Genomic DNA, 19820 nt, shown 5'->3' on the forward strand with positions numbered 1-19820 from the left:
TGTCCTTACGTGGTGGCCGGGCGGTTGTCAGGGCACGGCCCGCCCGCCCGGCGGTCTGGGTGGGTCAGGCGGTGTGGGGGTGGGCGGTGCCGGTGTGGCGCTCCCACGGCACGGCGAGCGCGTCCAGCGGGCGGCCGGGCACGATGCGGCCGAGGGGTCGGCCGCACCCGCACACGCCGACCAGGTCGCAGCCGCGGGTGAGGATGACCAGCGGGTGACCGGCCGGGCCGCTCCCGGCCGCACGGGCGGCGGCCGCCGCGGCGTCGGCGTCCAGGGCGGTGTCGATCGCCTCGGCCAGCTGCGGCACGGTCGCCGTCCACTCCGCGACCGTCGACCTCGGCGCGAGTCCCTGCACCAGCCGCTCGCCCAGCTCGTGTGCGAGCAGGGGCCGTAGCAGGCGGGGGTGGCGCAGGGCGGCGGCGATGACGTCAGTGCGTCCCATCGGGGGCCTCCTCGGGTCGGCGGTGGCGGCCGGAGGGGGCCGGGCGGGTGTGCTGTTTGTCGGCGTGCGCCCAGGGCGCCGGGTCCGGCAGCGGGAGCGGCGGCGCGGCCGTGACCGTGGGGGTGGTGCGGGCCTGGCGGGCGCGGGCGAGGTCCTGACGGACGTACGTGGGCAGCCAGCCCGGCAGAATCCGCACCATCCACCGCTCCGGTACGCGCACCTGGCGGTCGGCGAGGACCTCGAGGACCGCGGCCAGCACCCACCAGGCGAGGACCAGGACACCGAAGATGAGCAGCAGGATCAGCGCCATCACCAGGCCTCCCCGAATGCCGGGTGCTCGGCGGGCAGCACCTCGTCGAGCGTGATCACCCCGGAGACGAGAGCGACCACCAGGGCCGGGCCGAGGCTCGTCGACTCGAGCCGCCGGTAGGCGTTCAGCCGGTGCGAGCGGATCGTGGACGGGTACCGGGCCAGGCGCCGCGCGGTCCGGGTGAGGGTCTCCCCGCGCGCGGCGCCGATCAGGACCGCGCGCTGCTGCTGAGTGAGCTTGTAGCGGTCGTTCGTACGCGGCCGCAGCATGCCGGTGCGGTGCAGCGTGAGCAGGACCGCCAGCACCAGCTGCGGGTCACAGTGCGGCAGTTCCCTGTGCACCGCTTCCTGGGCCTGCGTGACGAGGGTGGGCAGGATCTCGGGGGTGCTCACCACTCCACCTCCCGGGCCGGGTAGGCGGCCAGTGCGGCGTCGAGGGCGGGCGCGTGCTGCCAGCGGCCGCCGACCGGCGGCACCCACGTGACGTGAAGGCCGTGGACGGCCAGGTGCAGCGCGGCGTCGGCGATCAGCGCCGGGGGCGCGATGGCGTCGACGTCGACCAGGGCGCGGACGGTGTCGCCGTCGTGGGTGGACCAGCCGGTCAGGTGCGACCAGGACACGGTCATCCCCTCCGGCCACAGGTCGCCGTGCAGGTCCGGGTGCTCGGCCTCCCACACGGCGGTCAGGTACAGCTCCCTCGGGCCGCCGGGCTCACGGCGGATACCGGCGTCGATCCGGTCGGGCTCGAGGCCCGCCGCCACCAGCTCGACGTGGACAGCGTCCGCGTACGGCAGGTGCGGCAGCGGCAGGGCGCGGGTGGCAGCGCCCACAGACAGCCGGCTGCTGTCGCGGGTGCTCTTCCCTCGCCCGGCCGTACCGGTCTGCTCCTCGATGGCGGTCACCGCTGACCACCACCCGTCTCGTGTTCGGCGAGGCGGGCGCCGACCCAGCGGGCCGCCGCGCCGACCGACCGCAGCGGCGAGCCGTCGCCGGTCCCGTACGCCCACCGGATCCGCTGGCCGAACCCGAACTCGCCGTTCGGGTCGGACACGGCGGTGGCGTGCCAGATGACGCCGCCACGGCGGCCGCGGTCCTGGTTGATCTGCCCGACCACGTCCGCCTCGGTCACGCGCTTGACGCCGGTGCGGGTCACGACGAAGTCGTACGGCTCGTCACGAAGGAGGCGGCCGTTGCCCAGCGTGGGCTCGCCGGGCCACAGCAGCAGCCCGGCCGCCTGGCGCGGAGGCAGGCCGTAGCCGTAGGCGGTGTTCGCGGTCTGGCCCTGGCTGGTGTGGCAGTCCTCGCCACGGATGACGGTCGCGGTCTGGCAGGACCGGCACACGATCCGCATCGTCGTCTGGGCGTAGTAGCCGTCGTGGCCGCACACGTCGTTCGTGCACTTGTGCTCGGCGCCGCCGTGACGGTCGCGCCACTTGCGGGGCTCGTCACGGACGTCGACCGACCAGGCCGGGCGCTTGCACCCGACGCGGTGCTGGAGCGTCTCCCACCCCAGGTAGGTGTCGATGGCACGGCTCACCAGGCACCGCCCTGCTCGGCCTGGCGGTCGGCCGCCTCGAGCCGCTCGCCAGCGCGGGCGAGCGCGCGGAAGACACAGGCAGGGGTGCAGTACCAGCGGGGGCCGTCGTCGACACCGGCGACCTCGAGCCGCGCCCAGCCGAACAGGTGCGGGTCGGCGGCGTCGACCTCGTCGTCGGTCATGCCGCAGGCCTTGGAGTGCGGGCACGGCGCGTTGATGTCCCGGACGACCGTCGAGTCCAGCAGCGAGGCGAGGGCGTGGCGTTCGTCGCCGGTGAGGACGAGGTGGGCGCGGCCGCCGTGCGCGGACACGCAGTCGACCACCGCGCGCTGGTCCTCGGCGTCTTCCGCGGGGACGGTGGCGCTGCGGGTCCAGGCGAGCGTCATGGGGATCAGGTCGTGCGGGGTCGGCCAGTCGTACGCGGCGGCGGCGACCTCGGCGACGGCCAGCATGTGCGTGCCCGGGCGGCCCTCCAGCATGCGCAGGACGGCGTCCAGGCGGTGCTTGTAGTCGGCCATGACGGCCAGCTGCTCGCCGCGCTCGCGCAGCTCGGCGGCGCACTCGGCGCGGGCCTGCTCGCGGGCGGCGTCAACGGCGGCCTGGACGCGCTGCGGGTCGAAGAGGAGTCCGGCGTCGGCCTCGGCCTGGGCGATGTCCTGCGGGGTGGTTGCGTCGCCGTCCATCGCCGCGGTGATGACGGTGGCGGCGGCGGTGGCCGGGTTGTGGGGCATGCAGGTGCCGCAGTAGAGGACCTGGGCGCCGGACGGGTAGCGGCGGCCGAGGGGGCAAGGTGCCAGCGGGCCGTCGCTCGCGCCGCAGGTGAAGCAGGCGGGAGGCAGCGGCTCGGGGCCGCGGGCCTGGAGGCGGTGGGGGACGTCGGGGTTCACCGGCACCGGGCCCGCGGGGGCGGGGTGCACGGTGGCGTAGGAGGCGATGGCGGCCTGCAACGGCCGCGGGTCGTGCTGCACCGAGGGCAGCGCCCCGGGCGTCTGGGATGATGCGTTCACGGTCTCCTCATTTCGTGATGGGTGAGGTGTGCCGGAGGGGTCGTGCACCGGGGACCAGCCGGGCGCGGCCCCGCACTTGTTGGTCAGGCGGCGCTTGCCGTGGACTGCGGGCGCTGGCTGCGAGAGCCATGCAGAAGCACGACCAGGCGGCCGATCTCCGCGTCGCTCAGTCGGCAGTGCGGGCAGTCCTCCGGGTCCGGAAGACCGTGCTGACACGGCTCGTTGAACCCGGCCTCGAACGCCTCGTCGGGCGTGAGGCAGATCCGGCCGCTCACGCCGCGTTGCTTCCGGCCATTGCCTCCGTCGGATCCGGAGGCATGAGTTCCGCGATCTCGCAGTCGAGTACCTCGGCAAGGCGAGACAGGACGGGGGCGGAAGCCCCGCTCTTTCCCTTTTCGATGCGACACAGCTGAGCGGCCGATATGCCGACGCGCGCCGCCAGATCGTTCTGAGCGAGGCCCGCCTGTACGCGCTTACGCAGAACCCGCGCAGGGTCCTGAGCAAGCCGAGTTTGGGCTTGTTCCATGCCGGAGAGATTACGCAGGATTACAGTAATCGTCAATAACTACATCCAGAAGCGGGAGCCTGAGGCGTTGACGTGCGTAATTACGCGAGATTGCGTAGGCTTGCCTGCTGGTCGACCGAGCCGGGAGTGCAGATGACGGCACAGCACGCCGCCCCCGAGCCCCCGCCCGAGGCGGTCCTTATCCGCAGGGCACGCCAGGCTCGAGGCCTGACGAGGGCAGAAGCGGCAGAGCGAAGCGGGGTTGTGAAGGCCTCCCGCTGGGGGCAGATCGAGAACGGCTACCTGATGAAGGCAGGCGTCCCCGTCAAGACGAGGGCTGGCGATATGCAGCTCGCGCACATGGCGCGGACGGTCAGCCTGTCTCCGGAACGGCTCGTGGAGGCTGGCCGAAGCGACGCGGCCGAGATCCTTCGGGAGATCCAGGTGCAGGAACGCGCGCCGTACGCCGATCTGTCGGACCGGCTGGAGCGGACGGCATGGGAGATGCCGCTGTCCGTGGAGGACCGGAAGCTGATCGTGGACATGCTGCGCGAGGCGAAAGCGCAGGGGCGGAACAGCGCGTAGATGTAGACGTCTTCTGGCCAGGACCGATCACAGTCCGGAGTGTTGGTGCTTAGCAGACGTTGAGATGGACCACTTCGGGGCCGCGCACCTCGCCCACCACCAGCCGGTCCGGCCGCATCCGCAGTGCCTGGCGCACCAGGTCCTCCAGCGTCACCAGGCCCGCGCCCTCCTGGTTGGCGGGTCTGGTCTCCAGCCGTACGACGTGCGGATGATCCGGCCGAAGCTCCGCCGAGTCCTCCGCGAGCACGATCCGCTCACCCGGTCCGACCAGCCCCAGCAGCGCGCTCAGCAGGGTCGTCTTGCCGCTGCCCGTGCCCCCGCTGACCAGGAAGGACAACCGGGCGTCCAACAGCGCCCGCAGCACCCGGTCGCCGCCCGGCGGCACGGTGCCCGCCGTCACCAGTTCGTCGAGGGTGAACGCGCGCGGCCGTACGACGCGCAGGGACAGCAGAGTGCAGCCGACCGCGACGGGCGGCAGCACCGCGTGCAGCCGGGTGCCGTCGGGCAGCCGGGCGTCGGCCCAGGGCCGGGCGTCGTCGAGTCTGCGTCCGGCCACGGCGGCCAGTCGCTGGGCGAGGCGCCGTACGGCGGCCGGGTCCGGGAAGGTGACGGGGGTCAGCTCCAGTCCGCCGCCGCGGTCCACCCAGACCCGGTCCGCAGCCGACACCAGTACATCGGTCACCGACGCGTCGGCGAGCAGCGGCTCCAGCGGCCCGGTGCCGACGAGTTCCGACCGCAACCGCGCGGCCGTGCCGAGCACTTCGGCGTCGCCGAGGACCCGCCCCTGTTCGCGCAGCGCCTGGGCCACCCGCGCGGGCGTGGGTTCGGCGCCGCTCTCGGCCAGCCGACGCCGTACGCCGTCCAGCAGCGTCGGGCCGCTGGGTGCCTCGGTAGGTGTTTTCATACGGCACCCGCCTCGATCAGCGCGCGCTCCCAGAAGTCGGTGCAGAACCGCGCGAGGGGACCCCGGCTGCTTCCCGGCGGCTCCTTGCCGCCGTCCGGCCGCAGCAGTGCCGACTCGACGGGCACCTCACCGGCCAGCGGCAGCCCGAGCAGGCGGGCCACCTCACGGTCGTCGAGGCCGGGCGCGTACGGCCCGCGCACCGCCACGCGTAGATCACGCAGGACCATCCCGACGGCGGAGGCCACGCGCCCGGCCGCCGCCACGCCGCGCAGTTCGGCGGGGACCACCAGGAGCCCGAGGTCGAGCTGGGCCAGGGCCTCGGCAACACCGTCGTCGATGCGGCGCGGCAGATCGACGACGACCGTGCCGCCGCGCCTTCTGGCCGCGGCGAGCACCGCCCGTACGGCCGTCGGCGGAACGGCGACGCGGTCGCCGCGGTCCCAGCTGAGCACCCGCAACGAGTGCAGTCGGGGCAGTGACTCCTCCAGGGCGCCGCTGCCGACCCGTCCGCGTGAGCCCGCGAAGGCGGGCCAGCGCAGGCCCTCGGCGCCCTCCCCGCCGAGGAGTACGTCAAGTCCGCCGCCCAGCGGATCCGCGTCCACCAGCAAGGTGCGCAGCCCTTCCCGCGCGGAGGTGACGGCGAGGGCGCAGGCGAGTGTGGAGGCTCCGGCGCCGCCTCGGCCGCCGATCACGCCGACGGTGAGCGCGGGGCGTCCGACGCCCTCGGCGACGTCGGCGATGCGGTCGACCAGCCACTGCTCGCCGTCGGGCAGCATCAGGACGTGGTCGGCGCCGATCCTGACGGCGCGCTGCCAGACGCCGGGATCGTCCTGGTCGCGTCCGACAAGCACCACGCCGTGTCGGCGCGCGGCCCCGCGCACGCGCCGTGCGGCATCGTCGCCGACCAGGACGAGCGGTGCGGTCTCCCAGCCGCCGCCGCGCTCCGGCACCGCGTGGTGGACCTCGGGTGTGGCGCCGGCCGCGGCGCACAGGCGCAGCAGGTCGTCCAGAAGGTCGGTGTCCTCGGTGACGATCAGTGGTCCGCCCTGGCTGCCTCCGGCGGCGGGCGGTGGTTCTTGGGTGACGGCTCCGGCCACGGTTTGCTCCCCCTTCGCTGCTTCTTACGCGTGCCGCTTGGGCCCCGCGAATCCCGAACGTGCGGAGAACCGGCATCCGGCCCTCCCTATGCACGGCCGATAGGAACCGGCCATGCGCGCCCCGGAAACAGAACCGGCCATGAACTCGCCACGAGGCGCGCTGGAATCACGGTGCAGCGATGCCGGAAATCATGTGGATCTTGGTCGAAAACTGTGGACGTGCCGACGGTTGTGAATATCGCGTTCACCCGTACCGGTGACGCCCGCGCCACCTCTGTGCGACTTCCGCAGAGGAGTCCAATAACTACACAGAGTAACTGGTCATGCTCATGCCAAGTTTGCTCGGCAGCGCACGGCCGAGCATTCCGGCAACCACACAGAGAGGGAAAAACCCGCCCGGACATGCGACGACCCCCGCCGGGGGGGAGAGCGGGGGTCGTCCCCACGGCCGACTCGGGGGGGGAGGAGTCGGACCGGGTTAGCACGGTCGCGAACGATCCGTGACTTCCATGGTGTACCCGAGAGCCCTCTCAGGCAAACCCACGCGCCCCACCTTACGCCGAATGGGCTGCGCCTATGCTCAGGCTTGTGGAAAACCACTCCTTGCCCCGCACAGCGGCCTTCTTTGACCTGGACAAGACGGTCATTGCGAAGTCGAGCACACTCACCTTCAGCAAGTCCTTCTACCAAGGCGGGCTGATCAACCGCAGGGCCGTGCTGCGTACCGCATACGCCCAGTTCGTCTTCCTCGCCGGCGACGCCGACCATGACCAGATCGAGCGCATGCGCGAGTACCTCTCCGCACTGTGCCGCGGCTGGAATGTCCAGCAGGTCAAGGAGATCGTCGCCGAGACACTGCACGACATCATCGACCCGATCATCTACGACGAGGCCGCCTCCCTCATCGAGGAACACCACACCGCCGGACGCGACGTGGTGATCGTTTCCACCTCCGGCGCCGAGGTGGTCGAACCGATCGGCGAGCTGCTCGGCGCCGACCGCGTGGTCGCCACCCGCATGATCGTGGGGGACGACGGCTGCTACACGGGCGAGGTGGAGTACTACGCCTACGGCCCGACGAAGGCGGAGGCGATCAGGGAGCTGGCGGAATCCGAGGGGTACGACCTCTCCCGCTGCTACGCCTACAGCGACTCCGCCACCGACCTGCCGATGCTCGAGGCCGTCGGACATCCGCACGCCGTCAACCCGGACCGGGCGCTGCGCCGGGAGGCCCTCGCGCGCGGGTGGCCGATCCTCGACTTCCACCGCCCGGTCCGCCTCAAGCAACGGCTCCCCAGGATCTCCGTACCGCCCCGTCCGGCACTCGTCGCGGCGGCGGCCATAGGAGCGGCGGCGGCCACGGCGGGCCTCGTCTGGTACGCCACCCGGCGCCGGTCAGTGTCCGCTTAGCCGATCACCGTCCGTTTGATACTTCTTGATATGCCTTAGTGCATCTTTGAACCTAAAAGTAAAGAACTGCAGCCCAGGCTTCCCCTTGCCCCGCCCCTGGAGTACAAAGGGATTAACGGCCCGCGAGACCAAAGGACATCCGAAGGGATCACCTTTAAGACGCAGGATTGGCCCCACGGACCGCGCATGTGCATCGAGCACCCACGCGACGTCGACCCGTCGATTACGGGCCAGCCGCACCAGGTGACGGGCAAAGAAACCCCGCCTGATGGGCACATATCGAGGACGCTTGGTAACCCGGTGACCATGCCAGCGGCGGTACGAGAACTCGTACCGCCGCAACCCTTTCCGGGCCCCTACGCCGCGCCGCGCTGAAGCGCCTCGCACACCGCCGTCGACTCACGCGCACCGAGCCCGACCGCCTTGCCGCAGTGGGCGATCCAGGCCGCCATCCCGTCGGCGGTGCCGGAGAGATAGCCGTCGAAGGCCGCGAGGTAGGCCTCGCGCCCCAGCTCGGCGTGCCCGACCTCGGCGGGGCACACGGACTTCGGGTCCAGACCGCTGCCCACCAGCACGATCCGCTCGGCCGTCCGCGCGACCAGGCCGTTGTGGGAGACGAAGGGACGCAGCGCCAGCAGCTCACCGTGCACGACGGCGGCCGTCACCAGCGCGGGAGCGGAACTGCCCGCGATGACCAGCTCCGACAGGCCCTCCAGCCGGGCCGACACATCGGCGGCGCTCGGCAGCGGCTGCGTGACCAACGGCTCGTCGACGGGCTCGCCCTGCTGGCGGGGCCGCCCCACCTGACCGCCCTGTTCCGCCGCCGCCACCAGGTGCAGCCGGGCCAGCACCCGCAGGGGCGACTGCCGCCAGATGGACAGCAACTGGCCCGCCTCCGCGGTCAGCCGCAGGGCCGCACCCACGACCCTGGCCTCGTCGTCCCCGCTGAAGTCGGTACGCCTGCGTACCTCCTCCAGCGCCCAGTCCGCGCCGGACAGCGCGGCGGAACCGCGTGCGCCGCGCAGCGCCGCCTCGGAGGTGATCTCGTTGCTGCGGCGCCGCATGATCCGGTGCCCGTACACCCTGTCCACAGCCTTGCGTACGGACTCCACGGAGTCCGCGACGCCGGGCAGGGCGCCCAGGGCGGCGAGCGGATCGGCGGTCGCGCCTGTCGTACTCATGAGTACGACCCTAGGGCCTGTCCGGCCCCGGCCACCCCGGGCTCACACCCCACGATGGAGTGGTCTTCTTCACGTTCGCGCATACGCGGGGGCCCGCCCGGCACTACGCTTACTGAACATGAAAATTGCTTTCGTCGGGAAGGGTGGCAGCGGCAAGACCACGCTGTCGTCCCTCTTCATCCGCCACCTGGCGACCACCGGCGCACCGGTCATCGCCGTCGACGCGGACATCAACCAGCACCTGGGGACCGCACTGGGCCTCGACGAGACGGTGGCGGCGGCGCTCCCCGCGATGGGGGACCGGCTGCCGCTGATCAAGGACTATCTGCGCGGCAGCAACCCGCGTATCGCCTCCGCCGAGACGATGATCAAGACCACGCCACCCGGTGAGGGCTCCCGGCTGCTGCGGCTGCGCGAGAACAACCCGGTCTACGACGCCTGCGCCCGGCCGGTGGAACTCGACGGCGGAGCCGTCCGTTTGATGGTCACCGGCCCCTTCACGGACGCCGACCTGGGAGTCGCCTGCTACCACTCCAAGACCGGAGCGGTGGAGCTGTGCCTGAACCACCTGGTCGACGGCCCCGACGAGTACGTGGTCGTCGACATGACCGCGGGCTCGGACTCCTTCGCCTCGGGCATGTTCACCCGCTTCGACATCACCTTCCTCGTCGCCGAGCCAACCCGAAGGGGGGTCTCCGTCTACCGCCAGTACAAGGAGTACGCGCGGGACTACGGCATCACCCTCAAGGTCGTCGGCAACAAGGTCCTCGGCCAGGACGACCTCGACTTCCTCCGCGCCGAGGTCGGGGGCGACCTGCTCGTCACCGTCGGGCACTCCGACTGGGTGCGCGCCATGGAGAAGGGCCGCCCGCCCCGCTTCGACCTGCTGGAGGAGGGCAACCGCGAGGCCCTCCACACCCTCCGCACCACCGCCGACGCGACGTACGAGCAGCGGGACTGGGAGCGCTACACGCGCCAGATGGTGCACTTCCATCTGAAGAACGCCCAGTCCTGGGGCAATGAGCGCACGGGAGCCGACCTGGCCGCCCAGGTCGACCCCGGCTTCGTCCTCAGCGAGCGCGTCGCGGCCACCGCCTGACCCGCAGGCCCGCCCCCGCCCCAGCCCCCGCGCCCGCGCCCGCGCCCGCCGCCACGGCTACCGGTCGCCCGCCGGTGCCCCGGGCACGCCCTTCGGTGCCGGGGCCGGGCGGGCGGACAGGAAGGACGCCCAGCCCTGCCGGGGCGCCTCGCCGACCTTCAGGGTGCGCAGCTTCGCCAGGGTCTTCGGATCCTGGGCGTCCAGCCAGTCGGCGAGCTGCCGGAAGGACACACAGCGCACCTCCTCCTTGGTGCACACCCGCTCGATGACCTCCTCGATGGCCCGCATATAGGTGCCGCCGTTCCAGGACTCGAAGTGGTTGCCGATGATCAGGGGGGCGCGGTTGCCGTCGTAGGCGCGTTGGAAGCCCTGGAGCAGGCCGTCACGCATCTCGTCGCCCCAGAGCCGGTGCTTGGCGGGGTCGCCCTGGCTGGTGCTGCCCGACTGGTTGACCATGAAGTTGTAGTCCATGGCGAGTTGCTCGAAGGAGTGGCCGGGGAAGGGCACCAGCTGCATCGACAGGTCCCACAGGCCCTCCTTCTTCCCGGGCCAGAGCTGGTTGTTGACGCCGCTGGTGTCATAGCGGAAGCCCAGCTCGCGGGCGGCCTTCATGAAGTTCTCCTGGCCCTCCAAACACGGAGTGCGGGCGCCGATCAGCTCCTTGTCGTAGTCGAAGGGCAGCGGGGCGGAGTTCTTCATGCCCGTGTTGGTCTTCCAGGCCTTCACGAAGGCCTTGGCCTGGGCGATCTCCTCCTTCCACTCCCCGACCGACCACTCGCCGACGCCGCCGCCCCGGCCGCAGAAGTGGCCGTTGAAGTGGGTGCCGACCTCGTTGCCCTCCAGCCAGGCCAGCCGCAGTTGCTTCACGGTGTCGGCGATGCCCTGCCGGTCGTTGAAGCCGATGTCGGAGCGGCCAGGCGAGTGCTGCGGGGGGCGGTAGAGGTCGCGTTTGTCCTCCGGCAGCAGATACACGCCGCTGAGGAAGTACGTCATCGTGGCGTTGTTCTCCTTGGCGACCTCGCGGAAGTGCGAGAACAGCTTCTGGCTGTCCTCGCCCGCGCCGTCCCAGGAGAACACCACGAACTGCGGTGGCCGCTGGCCCGGCTTGAGCCGCTCCGGTCTGGGCAGGTGCGGCTGCGCTCCGGTGAAGGCGGTGGAGCCGTCGCCGATCAGGCGCACCACACTCCTGGGGGCCGGGGCGGCCTTGGCCTTCTGCGGTCCGGACGCCCCCTTCTTCGAACCGTCGGAGTCGGACCCGCAACCGGCGAGTGACCCGGCACAGACCGCGGCGACCATGACGCCCACGGTGATCCTCTGGGTGGCGGCCATGTTCCGCCCACCTTCTTCCTTCTCTGGCGAACTCTGGCGATCTGGCGATCTCTGGTGATCTCTGGCGATCTCGGTGACAGCGCCGTCAAGGTCGCACGGGACGAAGAAGGAGATTTATATGACAAGCCGATCAAATACTCACTTCACTCTCCGGAGTGATTACTTAGCCCATTTGCCCGGAATATCCATGCTTTGCCTTTACTTAGCATTACGATTCGTTTACTGATTGTTGATGCATCCCGCCGCTGTACGCCGTGACCCACGGCCGCGACCCGCCCCCGCCCTCGAGCGGGGACCACCTGTTCCGCGACCGCGCTGCCCCGGAGGAGACGGGAAAACATGTCAGCCTGCGCCCCCACCCGCCGCACCACCGACCCCCAGCAGTCGAAGCCCGTGCGGCAGTCCCACAGTCCGCCACCCGCCCGCCGCCGCTTCCACCTCGCGGGCGCCGACGTCTCGGCCGCCATCGCCGTCTTCCTGATCGCCCTGCCGCTGTCCCTCGGCATCGCCCTCGCCACCGGCGCACCGCTCCAGGCGGGCCTGGTCGCGGCGGCCGTCGGCGGCATCGTCGCCGGACGGCTCGGCGGCTCCGCGCTCCAGGTGAGCGGCCCCGCCGCCGGACTCACCGTGGTCACCGCCGACCTCATCCAGCGCTACGGATGGCGTACGACCTGTGCCATCACCGTCCTCGCCGGGCTCGCCCAACTCGGCCTGGGCTGCCTGCGGGTGGCGCGCGGCGCGCTCGCCGTCAGCCCCGCCATCGTGCACGGCATGCTCGCGGGGATCGGCGTGACCATCGCCGTCGCCCAGTTGCACATCGTCCTCGGCGGCACCCCGCAGAGTTCCGTGCCCGCCAATCTCGCCGCGCTGCCCGCGCAGTTGGCGGATCTGCACCCGGCCGCGCTCTCGGTCAGCGCGCTCACCCTGGCGCTGCTGCTCCTCTGGCCACGGATCCCCGGCCGGGCCGGACGGCTGCTGCGCAAGGTCCCTGCCGCGCTGATCGCCGTGGCCGGAGCCACCGTGGCCGCCTCACTCGCCGGTCTGCGGCTGCCCAAGGTCGAGCTGCCGACCTGGAGCAGCCACGCCCTGGCCGGGCTGCCCGAGGGCCCGGTGCTCGGCCTCATCGCCGCGGTGCTCACCACCACGCTGGTGTGCAGCGTGCAGTCGCTGCTCGGAGCGGTCGCCGTGGACAAGCTGGCGGCCTCCCGCAGCGCGCCCACGGCCACCCAGGCCCAGCCCGCCCCCCACGTCCAACGCTCCAACCTGGACCGCGAACTGCTCGGCCAGGGCGCCGCGAACATCGTCTCCGGCAGCCTCGGCGGACTGCCGGTCGCGGGCGTCGCGGTGCGCAGCACGGCAAATGTCCACGCGGGTGCCGTCAGCCGGAACTCCACGATGCTGCACGGCGTTCTCGTAGTAGTCGCCGCGCTGCTGATGGTCCCGATCCTGGAGCTGATTCCGCTCGCCTCGCTCGCCGCCCTGGTGATGGCCGTCGGCATCCAGATGGTGTCCCTGCACCACATCCGCACGGTGACCCGCCACCGAGAAGTGCTGGTGTACATCGTCACCACCCTCGGCGTGGTGCTCTTGGGCGTCCTGGAGGGCGTGGCGCTGGGCATCGCCGCCGCGGTCGGTGTCGCACTGCACCGTCTCACCCGCACCCGTATCACCCATGAAGTGGAGGAGGGAGTCCATCAGATCCATGTACGAGGCCAGTTGACCTTCCTCGCGGTGCCACGGCTGAGCCGGGCCCTGCACCAGGTGCCCCACGGGGCCGACGTGGTCGTCGAGTTGGACGGCTCGTTCATGGACCACGCGGCCTACGAGACCTTGCAGGACTGGCAGAGCACCCACACCGCACAGGGCGGCAGCGTCGAGCTGACCGGCCGCCGCGCCAGTACCCGGACCGCCGAGCCCACCGCCTCCCCGGCCCCCGGCCCCGTACGGTCCGAGCCCACCGGCCGAGCCCCGGTCGCGGACTGCCGCTGCCGCCCCTGGACGCCCTGGCGCAACCACCAGTGCGAGGCGGTCACGTCCTCGGCACCACAGGAAGCACCAACGTCACAGGCATCACTGACATCACGGGCACAGGAACACCAGAAGACCGACATCGAGAGGAGGAGGACGCCCGACGAGCCGGAGACACCCGACACGACCACCCCCACACACGGCACCATCAGTACGTACGGCACCTACGCCACCTCAGTCGGCCCCGGCTCGGAGGGCAGACGCGGCGGTCACCACCTCATGCGCGGCATCACCGCCTTCCAGCGCAACACCGCCCCGCATGTGCGCGGCGAGCTGGCGCGGCTGGCGCGGGAGGGGCAGCGGCCGGTGCAGTTGTTCCTGACCTGCGCCGACTCCCGGCTCGTCACCTCGATGATCACGTCCAGTGGTCCGGGGGACCTGTTCGTGGTCCGCAATGTGGGCAATCTGGTGCCGTTGCCGGGCGAGGAGAGCGGTGACGACTCGGTGGCCGCGGCGATCGAGTACGCGGTGGATGTGCTCAAGGTGCGGTCCATCACGGTGTGCGGGCACTCCGGGTGCGGGGCGATGCAGGCACTGCTCAAGTCCGGTCCGGGCAGCAGCCGCACACCGCTCGGGCGCTGGCTGCGGCACGGGCTGCCGAGTCTGGAGCGGATGGCCGACGACAGCGGGAGCTGGGCGCGGCTCGCGGTGCGCAGACCGGCCGACGCGGTGGAGCAGCTGTGCCTGACCAACGTCGTCCAGCAGTTGGAGCATCTGCGGGCCCATCCGACGGTGGCGCGGGCGCTGCGGGAGAACGGCCTGGAGCTGCACGGGATGTACTTCCACGTCGGTGAGGCACAGGCGTATCTGCTCACCGACACGGACGGGGAGCCGGTCTTCGACCACGTCCACGCGGAAGGGGTCGAAGGGATGGACGAGTTGCGCAGCCCGGCGTGACGGCGGACGCGGGTGAGGGCCGGATGTGAGAGGCGTTACAGCCCGCCCCCCTGAACCGGGTCGGTATGCCGTCCGTGGGAAGGGGCAACCGGTCCAAGCCCGCACCACCCGTACAGGTCCGCACCAGGTCAGCCCCCGACCCGGGCAGGGCCGATGACAGCCCCGAGATAGGTCTAAACCAATTTCCTGTCGACCCTTGTCATCGGCCCCCCGGGTCTGATGAGCTGTGGCCTGGGACACAACGGACACCCTGGGAAAGGGAGATGTCGTGAGCAACGAAAGCCTGGCCAACCTGCTCAAGGAAGAGCGCAGGTTCGCACCCCCCGCTGACCTGGCCGAGCACGCCAACGTCACCGCGGAGGCGTATGAACAGGCCAAGGCTGACAGGCTCGGCTTCTGGGCCGAGCAGGCCCGGCGGCTGACCTGGGCCGAGGAGCCGACCGAGACCCTGGACTGGTCGAACCCGCCGTTCGCCAAGTGGTTCAAGGACGGCAAGCTCAATGTGGCGTACAACTGCGTCGACCGGCATGTGGAGGCCGGGCACGGCGACCGGGTGGCCATCCACTTCGAGGGCGAGCCGGGCGACAGCCGCGCCCTCACCTACGCCCAGCTCAAGGACGAGGTGTCCAAGGCCGCCAACGCGCTGCTGGAGCTGGGCGTGCAGAAGGGCGACCGGGTCGCCGTCTACATGCCGATGATCCCCGAGACCGCGGTGGCCATGCTGGCCTGCGCCCGGATCGGCGCCGCGCACTCGGTGGTCTTCGGCGGCTTCTCCTCGGACGCGCTCGCCACCCGCATCCAGGACGCGGACGCCAAGGTCGTCATCACCTCCGACGGCGGCTACCGGCGCGGCAAGCCGTCCGCGCTGAAGCCCGCCGTGGACGAGGCGATCGAGAAGGCGGGCACCATCGACCACGTCCTGGTGGTCCGCCGCACCGGCCAGGACGTCGCCTGGCACGACGGGCGGGACGTGTGGTGGCACGAGATCGTGGAGCGGCAGTCCGCCGAGCACACGCCGGAGGCGTTCGAGGCGGAGCAGCCGCTGTTCATCCTCTACACCTCCGGCACGACGGGCAAGCCGAAGGGCATCCTGCACACCTCCGGCGGCTATCTCACCCAGGCGGCGTACACGCACCACGCGGTCTTCGACCTCAAGCCGGAGACGGACGTGTACTGGTGCACGGCCGACGTCGGCTGGGTCACCGGGCACTCGTACATCGTCTACGGCCCGCTGGCGAACGGCGCGACGCAGGTGATGTACGAGGGCACGCCCGACACCCCGCACCAGGGCCGCTTCTGGGAGATCGTGCAGAAGTACGGGGTGACGATCCTCTACACCGCGCCCACCGCGATCCGGACGTTCATGAAGTGGGGCGACGACATCCCCGCCAAGTTCGACCTGAGCAGTCTGCGGGTCCTCGGGTCGGTCGGTGAGCCGATCAACCCGGAGGCGTGGATCTGGTACCGCAAGCACATCGGCGGCGACCGCACGCCGATCGTGGACACCTGGTGGCAGACCGAGACCGGCGCGATGATGATCTCGCCGCTGCCGGGCGTCACCGAGACCAAGCCGGGCTCCGCGCAGCGCCCGCTGCCCGGCATCTCCGCCACCGTCGTGGACGACGAGGCGCGGGAGGTGCCGAACGGCGGCGGTGGCTATCTGGTCCTCACCGAGCCGTGGCCGTCGATGCTGCGCACCATCTGGGGCGACGACCAGCGGTTCATCGACACGTACTGGTCGCGGTTCGAGGGCAAGTACTTCGCCGGTGACGGCGCGAAGAAGGACGACGACGGCGACATCTGGCTGCTCGGCCGGGTGGACGACGTGATGCTGGTGTCCGGCCACAACATCTCCACCACCGAGGTCGAGTCGGCGCTGGTCTCGCACCCGTCGGTCGCCGAGGCCGCGGTGGTCGGCGCGGCGGACGAGACGACCGGCCAGGCGATCGTCGCCTTCGTGATCCTGCGGGGTACGGCGGCGGAGACCGAGGCCCTGGTGGGCGAACTGCGCAACCACGTGGGCGCCACGCTCGGCCCGATCGCCAAGCCGAAGCGGATCCTGCCGGTGGCGGAGCTGCCGAAGACCCGTTCCGGCAAGATCATGCGCCGACTGCTGCGCGATGTCGCGGAGAACCGTCAGCTCGGCGATGTCACCACGCTGACCGACTCCACGGTCATGGACCTCATCCAGGCGAAGCTCCCGGCGGCGCCCAGCGAGGACTGATCCAGGCCTACAGCCCTGCCAAGGGGGCACCCGGTGCGAACGCGCCGGGTGCCCCCTTTGTGCTTAACATGAGGATCATCACGTTTAGCCCGCGACCCGGGGCACCTTAGGTAAAGTAAACAAAGTCATCTTAGGTAAACTAAGCAAAGTTCACGCCTGAAGACCGCGTCAACCCAAGCTCAACACAACCGCGTCAACCCAAGCTCAACACAGCTGTCAAAGATCGAAAAGGTGCGCCGGGAAGTCTGGTCGGCATGCGCTCTGTCCTGCCCACCGACCGGAGGTCTCCTTTGCCTGCGCCCAGCACCACCGACACCCGCAAGGCCCTCGGCCGTCTCTCCCTCACCGAGCGGAACTTCGTCACGGACGCGCTGCGCACCGAGACCGTCGGCGGCGTCCTGCTGCTCCTCGCCGCGATCGCCTCACTGGTCTGGGCGAACATCCCCTCGCTGCACGACAGCTATGAAACCGTCAGCCACTTCCACATCGGCCCCGCCTCCCTCGGCCTGGACCTCTCCATCGAGCACTGGGCCGCCGACGGACTCCTGGCGATCTTCTTCTTCGTCGCTGGCATCGAGCTGAAGCGTGAGCTGGTCGCGGGTGATCTGCGCGACCCCAAGGCGGCTGTCCTGCCGGTCGTGGCGGCCCTGTGCGGAATGGCCGTACCGGCGCTCGTCTACCTCCTGACCAATGTCGCCGGCGGCGGATCGATGGACGGCTGGGCGGTGCCCACCGCCACCGACATCGCCTTCGCGCTCGCGGTGCTCGCCGTCATCGGCACCTCCCTGCCGAGCGCGCTGCGCGCCTTCCTGCTCACCCTGGCCGTCGTCGACGACCTCTTCGCCATCCTGATCATCGCGGTCTTCTTCACCGAGAGCCTCGACTTCGCCGCGCTCGGCGGCGCCGTGATCGGCCTGGCGATCTTCTGGCTGCTGCTGCGCAAGGGCGTACGCGGCTGGTACGTCTACGTCCCGCTCGCCCTCGTCATCTGGGCACTGATGTACAACAGCGGCGTGCACGCCACCATCGCCGGTGTCGCCATGGGCCTGATGCTGCGCTGCACCCCGCGCAAGGGCGAGGCGCACTCCCCCGGCGAGCACATCGAGCACCTGGTGCGACCCATCTCGGCCGGTCTGGCCGTACCGCTGTTCGCGCTGTTCAGCGCGGGTGTCTCGGTGTCGGGCGGCGCGGTGCGGGATGTGTTCGGGCAGCCCGAGACGCTCGGTGTCGTCCTCGGTCTCGTCGTCGGCAAGACGATCGGCATCTTCGGCGGCACCTGGCTGACCGCGCGCTTCACCCGGGCCACCCTCAGCGACGACCTGGACTGGGCCGACGTCTTCGCCGTCGCCTCACTCGCCGGTATCGGCTTCACCGTCTCCCTGCTCATCGGCGAGCTGGCCTTCGAGGGCGACACCGTGATGACCGACGAGGTCAAGGCCGCCGTACTGATCGGCTCCCTGATATCCGCGCTGCTGGCGTCCGTGCTGCTCAAGATGCGCAACGCCCACTACCGCCGGGTCTGCGACGCCGAGGAGCGCGACGAGGACCACGACGGCATCCCGGACATCTACGAGGAGGACAACCCGGCGTACCACCTGCGCATGGCGGAGATCTACGAGAAGAAGGCCGCCGAGCACCGCAAGATCGCCCAAGTCAAGGACGAGGAGCGACGCGCGCTTGCCGAAGTGTCGGCCGGGGCAGGCGAGGAGAGGGACCGTCCGGCATGATCTGACGAGACGGTACAAAAGACGGGACCGTCAGCAGTCAGGCACAGACGGAACCGTAGGCAGATAAGGGAGACGGCGATGAGCGCACCCGAAGGCAGCCCGGTCGGCGCCGAACGCAGCATCGGACAGCTGTTCGCCTCGGCGACCACGGAGTTGTCGGCGCTGGTGCACGACGAGATCGCGCTGGCGAAGGCGCAGCTCAGGCAGGACGTCAAGCGCGGCGCGACCAGCGGTGGCGCGTTCACCGCGGCCGGTGTGCTGCTGGTGTTCTCGCTGCCGATGCTGAACTTCGCCCTCGCCTACGGCATTCACACCTGGAGCGACTGGAACCTCGCCCTCTGCTTCCTGCTGTCCTTCGCGGCGAACGCCCTCGTCGCGGTCGTCCTCGCCCTGATCGGCGTGGCGTTCGCGAAGAAGGCGAAGAAGGGCAAGGGCCCGCAGAAGGTGGCGGCGTCCATGAAGGAGTCGGCGGGCGTGCTCCAGAAGGCCAAGCCGCACCCGCGCCCGCAGCGGGCGGAGCTGACCGAGCTGCCGCAGGACCGGGCCCCCGAGGCCATCGAGGCTGTGGCACGCTCATCGTCATGACGGATCCCGCCACCCCTTGGGCGCAACCCGCCTCACTCGTACGACTCGACCTCCCCGGCGGGAAGGAAGTCACCCACCGGGATGTGGCGGCCAACGGCGCCCGCTTCCATATCGCCGAACTCGGCGACGGACCGCTGGTGCTGCTGCTGCACGGCTTCCCGCAGTTCTGGTGGACCTGGCGGCACCAGATGACCGCGCTCGCCGACGCGGGCTTCCGGGCCGTCGCCATGGACCTGCGCGGCGTCGGCGGCAGCGACCGCACCCCGCGCGGCTACGACCCCGCCAACCTCGCCCTCGACATCACCGGCGTGATCCGCTCCCTGGGCGAGCCGGACGCCGCGCTGGTCGGCCATGACCTCGGCGGCTATCTGGCGTGGACGGCCGCCGCGATGCGGCCCAAGCTGGTACGACGGCTCGCGGTCGCCTCGATGCCACACCCCCGGCGCTGGCGCTCGGCGATGCTCTCGGACTTCAGGCAGACCACCGCGGGCTCCTACATCTGGGGGTTCCAGCGGCCGTGGATCCCGGAGCGGCAGCTCGTCGCGGACGACGGCGCGCTGGTCGCCCGGCTGATCCGGGACTGGTCCGGGCCGCGACTGCCGGACGACGAGGCGGTGGAGACGTACCGGCGGGCGATGTGCATCCCGTCGACGGCGCACTGCTCGATCGAGCCGTACCGGTGGATGGTCAGGTCGATGGCCCGCCCCGACGGCATCCAGTTCAACCGGCGGATGAAGCGGCCCGTGCGGGTGCCGACGCTGCATCTGCACGGCTCCCTGGACCCCGTGATGCGCACCCGCAGCGCGGCCGGGTCCGGCGAGTACGTCGAAGCGCCGTACCGCTGGCGGCTGTTCGACGGTCTCGGGCACTTCCCGCACGAGGAGGACCCCGTGGCCTTCTCCACCGAACTGGTCAACTGGCTCCAGGACCCCGAACCGGACCGGTGACCGCGTG

General features: G+C 70.9%; 19 protein-coding genes and 1 pseudogene. 8 read left to right on the top strand and 12 right to left on the bottom strand.

The annotated features are described in order from the left end of the window. Positions 1-64 precede the first annotated feature (64 nt). The 8 genes from ACFVQG_RS08415 to ACFVQG_RS08450 form a co-directional block, all read right to left on the bottom strand. Positions 65-442, bottom strand: a complete 378-nt coding sequence (locus ACFVQG_RS08415; RefSeq protein ID WP_383378296.1) for a hypothetical protein — start codon at positions 440-442, stop codon at positions 65-67. Continuing rightward, the gene (locus ACFVQG_RS08420; protein WP_383378298.1) at positions 429-752 is read right to left on the bottom strand and encodes a hypothetical protein; all 324 of its coding nucleotides are present in this window, start codon (positions 750-752) and stop codon (positions 429-431) included. The genes ACFVQG_RS08415 and ACFVQG_RS08420 overlap by 14 nt, the downstream gene beginning before the upstream one ends. Continuing rightward, positions 752-1144: a helix-turn-helix transcriptional regulator gene (locus tag ACFVQG_RS08425; protein ID WP_383378300.1), complete on the bottom strand. Its 393-nt coding sequence runs from the start codon at positions 1142-1144 to the stop codon at positions 752-754. Before ACFVQG_RS08425 ends, ACFVQG_RS08420 begins: the two co-directional genes overlap by 1 nt. After that, on the bottom strand, positions 1141-1653 hold the full coding sequence (locus ACFVQG_RS08430; RefSeq protein WP_383378302.1) for a hypothetical protein: 513 nt from the start codon (positions 1651-1653) through the stop codon (positions 1141-1143). The genes ACFVQG_RS08425 and ACFVQG_RS08430 overlap by 4 nt, the downstream gene beginning before the upstream one ends. Beyond that, positions 1650-2288 carry a hypothetical protein gene (locus tag ACFVQG_RS08435; protein WP_383378304.1) on the bottom strand — a complete coding sequence of 213 codons (639 nt, stop codon included), beginning with the start codon at positions 2286-2288 and terminating at the stop codon, positions 1650-1652. The genes ACFVQG_RS08430 and ACFVQG_RS08435 overlap by 4 nt, the downstream gene beginning before the upstream one ends. Next, entirely contained in the window at positions 2285-3295 is a 1011-nt protein-coding gene (locus tag ACFVQG_RS08440) for a hypothetical protein (protein ID WP_383378306.1), read from the bottom strand. Before ACFVQG_RS08440 ends, ACFVQG_RS08435 begins: the two co-directional genes overlap by 4 nt. A gap of 83 nt (positions 3296-3378) precedes the next feature. Then, positions 3379-3570, bottom strand: a complete 192-nt coding sequence (locus ACFVQG_RS08445; RefSeq protein ID WP_383378308.1) for a hypothetical protein — start codon at positions 3568-3570, stop codon at positions 3379-3381. Continuing rightward, positions 3567-3821 (bottom strand): helix-turn-helix domain-containing protein, encoded by a 255-nt coding sequence (locus ACFVQG_RS08450; RefSeq protein WP_383378310.1) that lies wholly within the window; start codon positions 3819-3821, stop codon positions 3567-3569. Before ACFVQG_RS08450 ends, ACFVQG_RS08445 begins: the two co-directional genes overlap by 4 nt. A 132-nt stretch (positions 3822-3953) precedes the next feature. Here ACFVQG_RS08450 and ACFVQG_RS08455 point away from each other — a divergent pair, with 132 nt between their 5' ends. Next, on the top strand, positions 3954-4385 hold the full coding sequence (locus tag ACFVQG_RS08455; RefSeq protein WP_383378313.1) for a helix-turn-helix domain-containing protein: 432 nt from the start codon (positions 3954-3956) through the stop codon (positions 4383-4385). 61 nt (positions 4386-4446) lie between these two features. Here the strand turns inward: ACFVQG_RS08455 and ACFVQG_RS08460 are convergent. Beyond that, positions 4447-5289: pseudogene (locus tag ACFVQG_RS08460) on the bottom strand (TadA family conjugal transfer-associated ATPase); the annotation flags it as partial. Then, positions 5286-6386, bottom strand: coding sequence for a septum site-determining protein Ssd (ssd, locus tag ACFVQG_RS08465; RefSeq protein ID WP_383378315.1), 1101 nt, complete (start codon positions 6384-6386; stop codon positions 5286-5288). The gene ssd and the pseudogene ACFVQG_RS08460, both read right to left, overlap by 4 nt. A gap of 576 nt (positions 6387-6962) precedes the next feature. Here ssd and ACFVQG_RS08470 point away from each other — a divergent pair. Then, entirely contained in the window at positions 6963-7796 is an 834-nt protein-coding gene (locus ACFVQG_RS08470) for an HAD family hydrolase (RefSeq protein ID WP_383378317.1), read from the top strand. Between the two features lie 356 nt (positions 7797-8152). Here the strand turns inward: ACFVQG_RS08470 and ACFVQG_RS08475 are convergent, their stop codons facing one another. Further along, positions 8153-8977, bottom strand: coding sequence for an oxidoreductase (locus tag ACFVQG_RS08475; RefSeq protein WP_383378319.1), 825 nt, complete (start codon positions 8975-8977; stop codon positions 8153-8155). A 118-nt stretch (positions 8978-9095) separates the two neighbouring features. Between ACFVQG_RS08475 and ACFVQG_RS08480 the strand changes: the two genes are divergently transcribed. After that, on the top strand, positions 9096-10076 hold the full coding sequence (locus ACFVQG_RS08480) for an ATP-binding protein (RefSeq protein ID WP_383378321.1): 981 nt from the start codon (positions 9096-9098) through the stop codon (positions 10074-10076). Positions 10077-10133: 57 nt separating this feature from the next. Here ACFVQG_RS08480 and ACFVQG_RS08485 read toward each other — a convergent pair whose 3' ends face one another. Next, positions 10134-11405, bottom strand: a complete 1272-nt coding sequence (locus ACFVQG_RS08485; RefSeq protein ID WP_383378323.1) for a hypothetical protein — start codon at positions 11403-11405, stop codon at positions 10134-10136. A gap of 339 nt (positions 11406-11744) precedes the next feature. Between ACFVQG_RS08485 and ACFVQG_RS08490 the strand changes: the two genes are divergently transcribed. The 5 genes from ACFVQG_RS08490 to ACFVQG_RS08510 all read left to right on the top strand — a co-directional run bounded on the left by ACFVQG_RS08490 (position 11745) and on the right by ACFVQG_RS08510 (position 19813). Beyond that, positions 11745-14330 carry a SulP family inorganic anion transporter gene (locus ACFVQG_RS08490; RefSeq protein ID WP_383378326.1) on the top strand — a complete coding sequence of 862 codons (2586 nt, stop codon included), beginning with the start codon at positions 11745-11747 and terminating at the stop codon, positions 14328-14330. Between the two features lie 268 nt (positions 14331-14598). Continuing rightward, positions 14599-16554: an acetate--CoA ligase gene (gene acs / locus ACFVQG_RS08495; protein ID WP_383378328.1), complete on the top strand. Its 1956-nt coding sequence runs from the start codon at positions 14599-14601 to the stop codon at positions 16552-16554. A gap of 254 nt (positions 16555-16808) precedes the next feature. Continuing rightward, entirely contained in the window at positions 16809-18281 is a 1473-nt protein-coding gene (gene nhaA / locus ACFVQG_RS08500) for a Na+/H+ antiporter NhaA (protein WP_383378330.1), read from the top strand. A 78-nt stretch (positions 18282-18359) separates the two neighbouring features. Next, positions 18360-18866, top strand: a complete 507-nt coding sequence (locus tag ACFVQG_RS08505; protein ID WP_383378332.1) for a phage holin family protein — start codon at positions 18360-18362, stop codon at positions 18864-18866. Continuing rightward, entirely contained in the window at positions 18863-19813 is a 951-nt protein-coding gene (locus ACFVQG_RS08510) for an alpha/beta fold hydrolase (protein WP_383378335.1), read from the top strand. Before ACFVQG_RS08505 ends, ACFVQG_RS08510 begins: the two co-directional genes overlap by 4 nt. Positions 19814-19820: the final 7 nt, after the last annotated feature.

Source organism: Streptomyces sp. NPDC057877 (assembly GCF_042796855.1).
Taxonomy (GTDB): Bacteria; Actinomycetota; Actinomycetes; order Streptomycetales; family Streptomycetaceae; genus Streptomyces.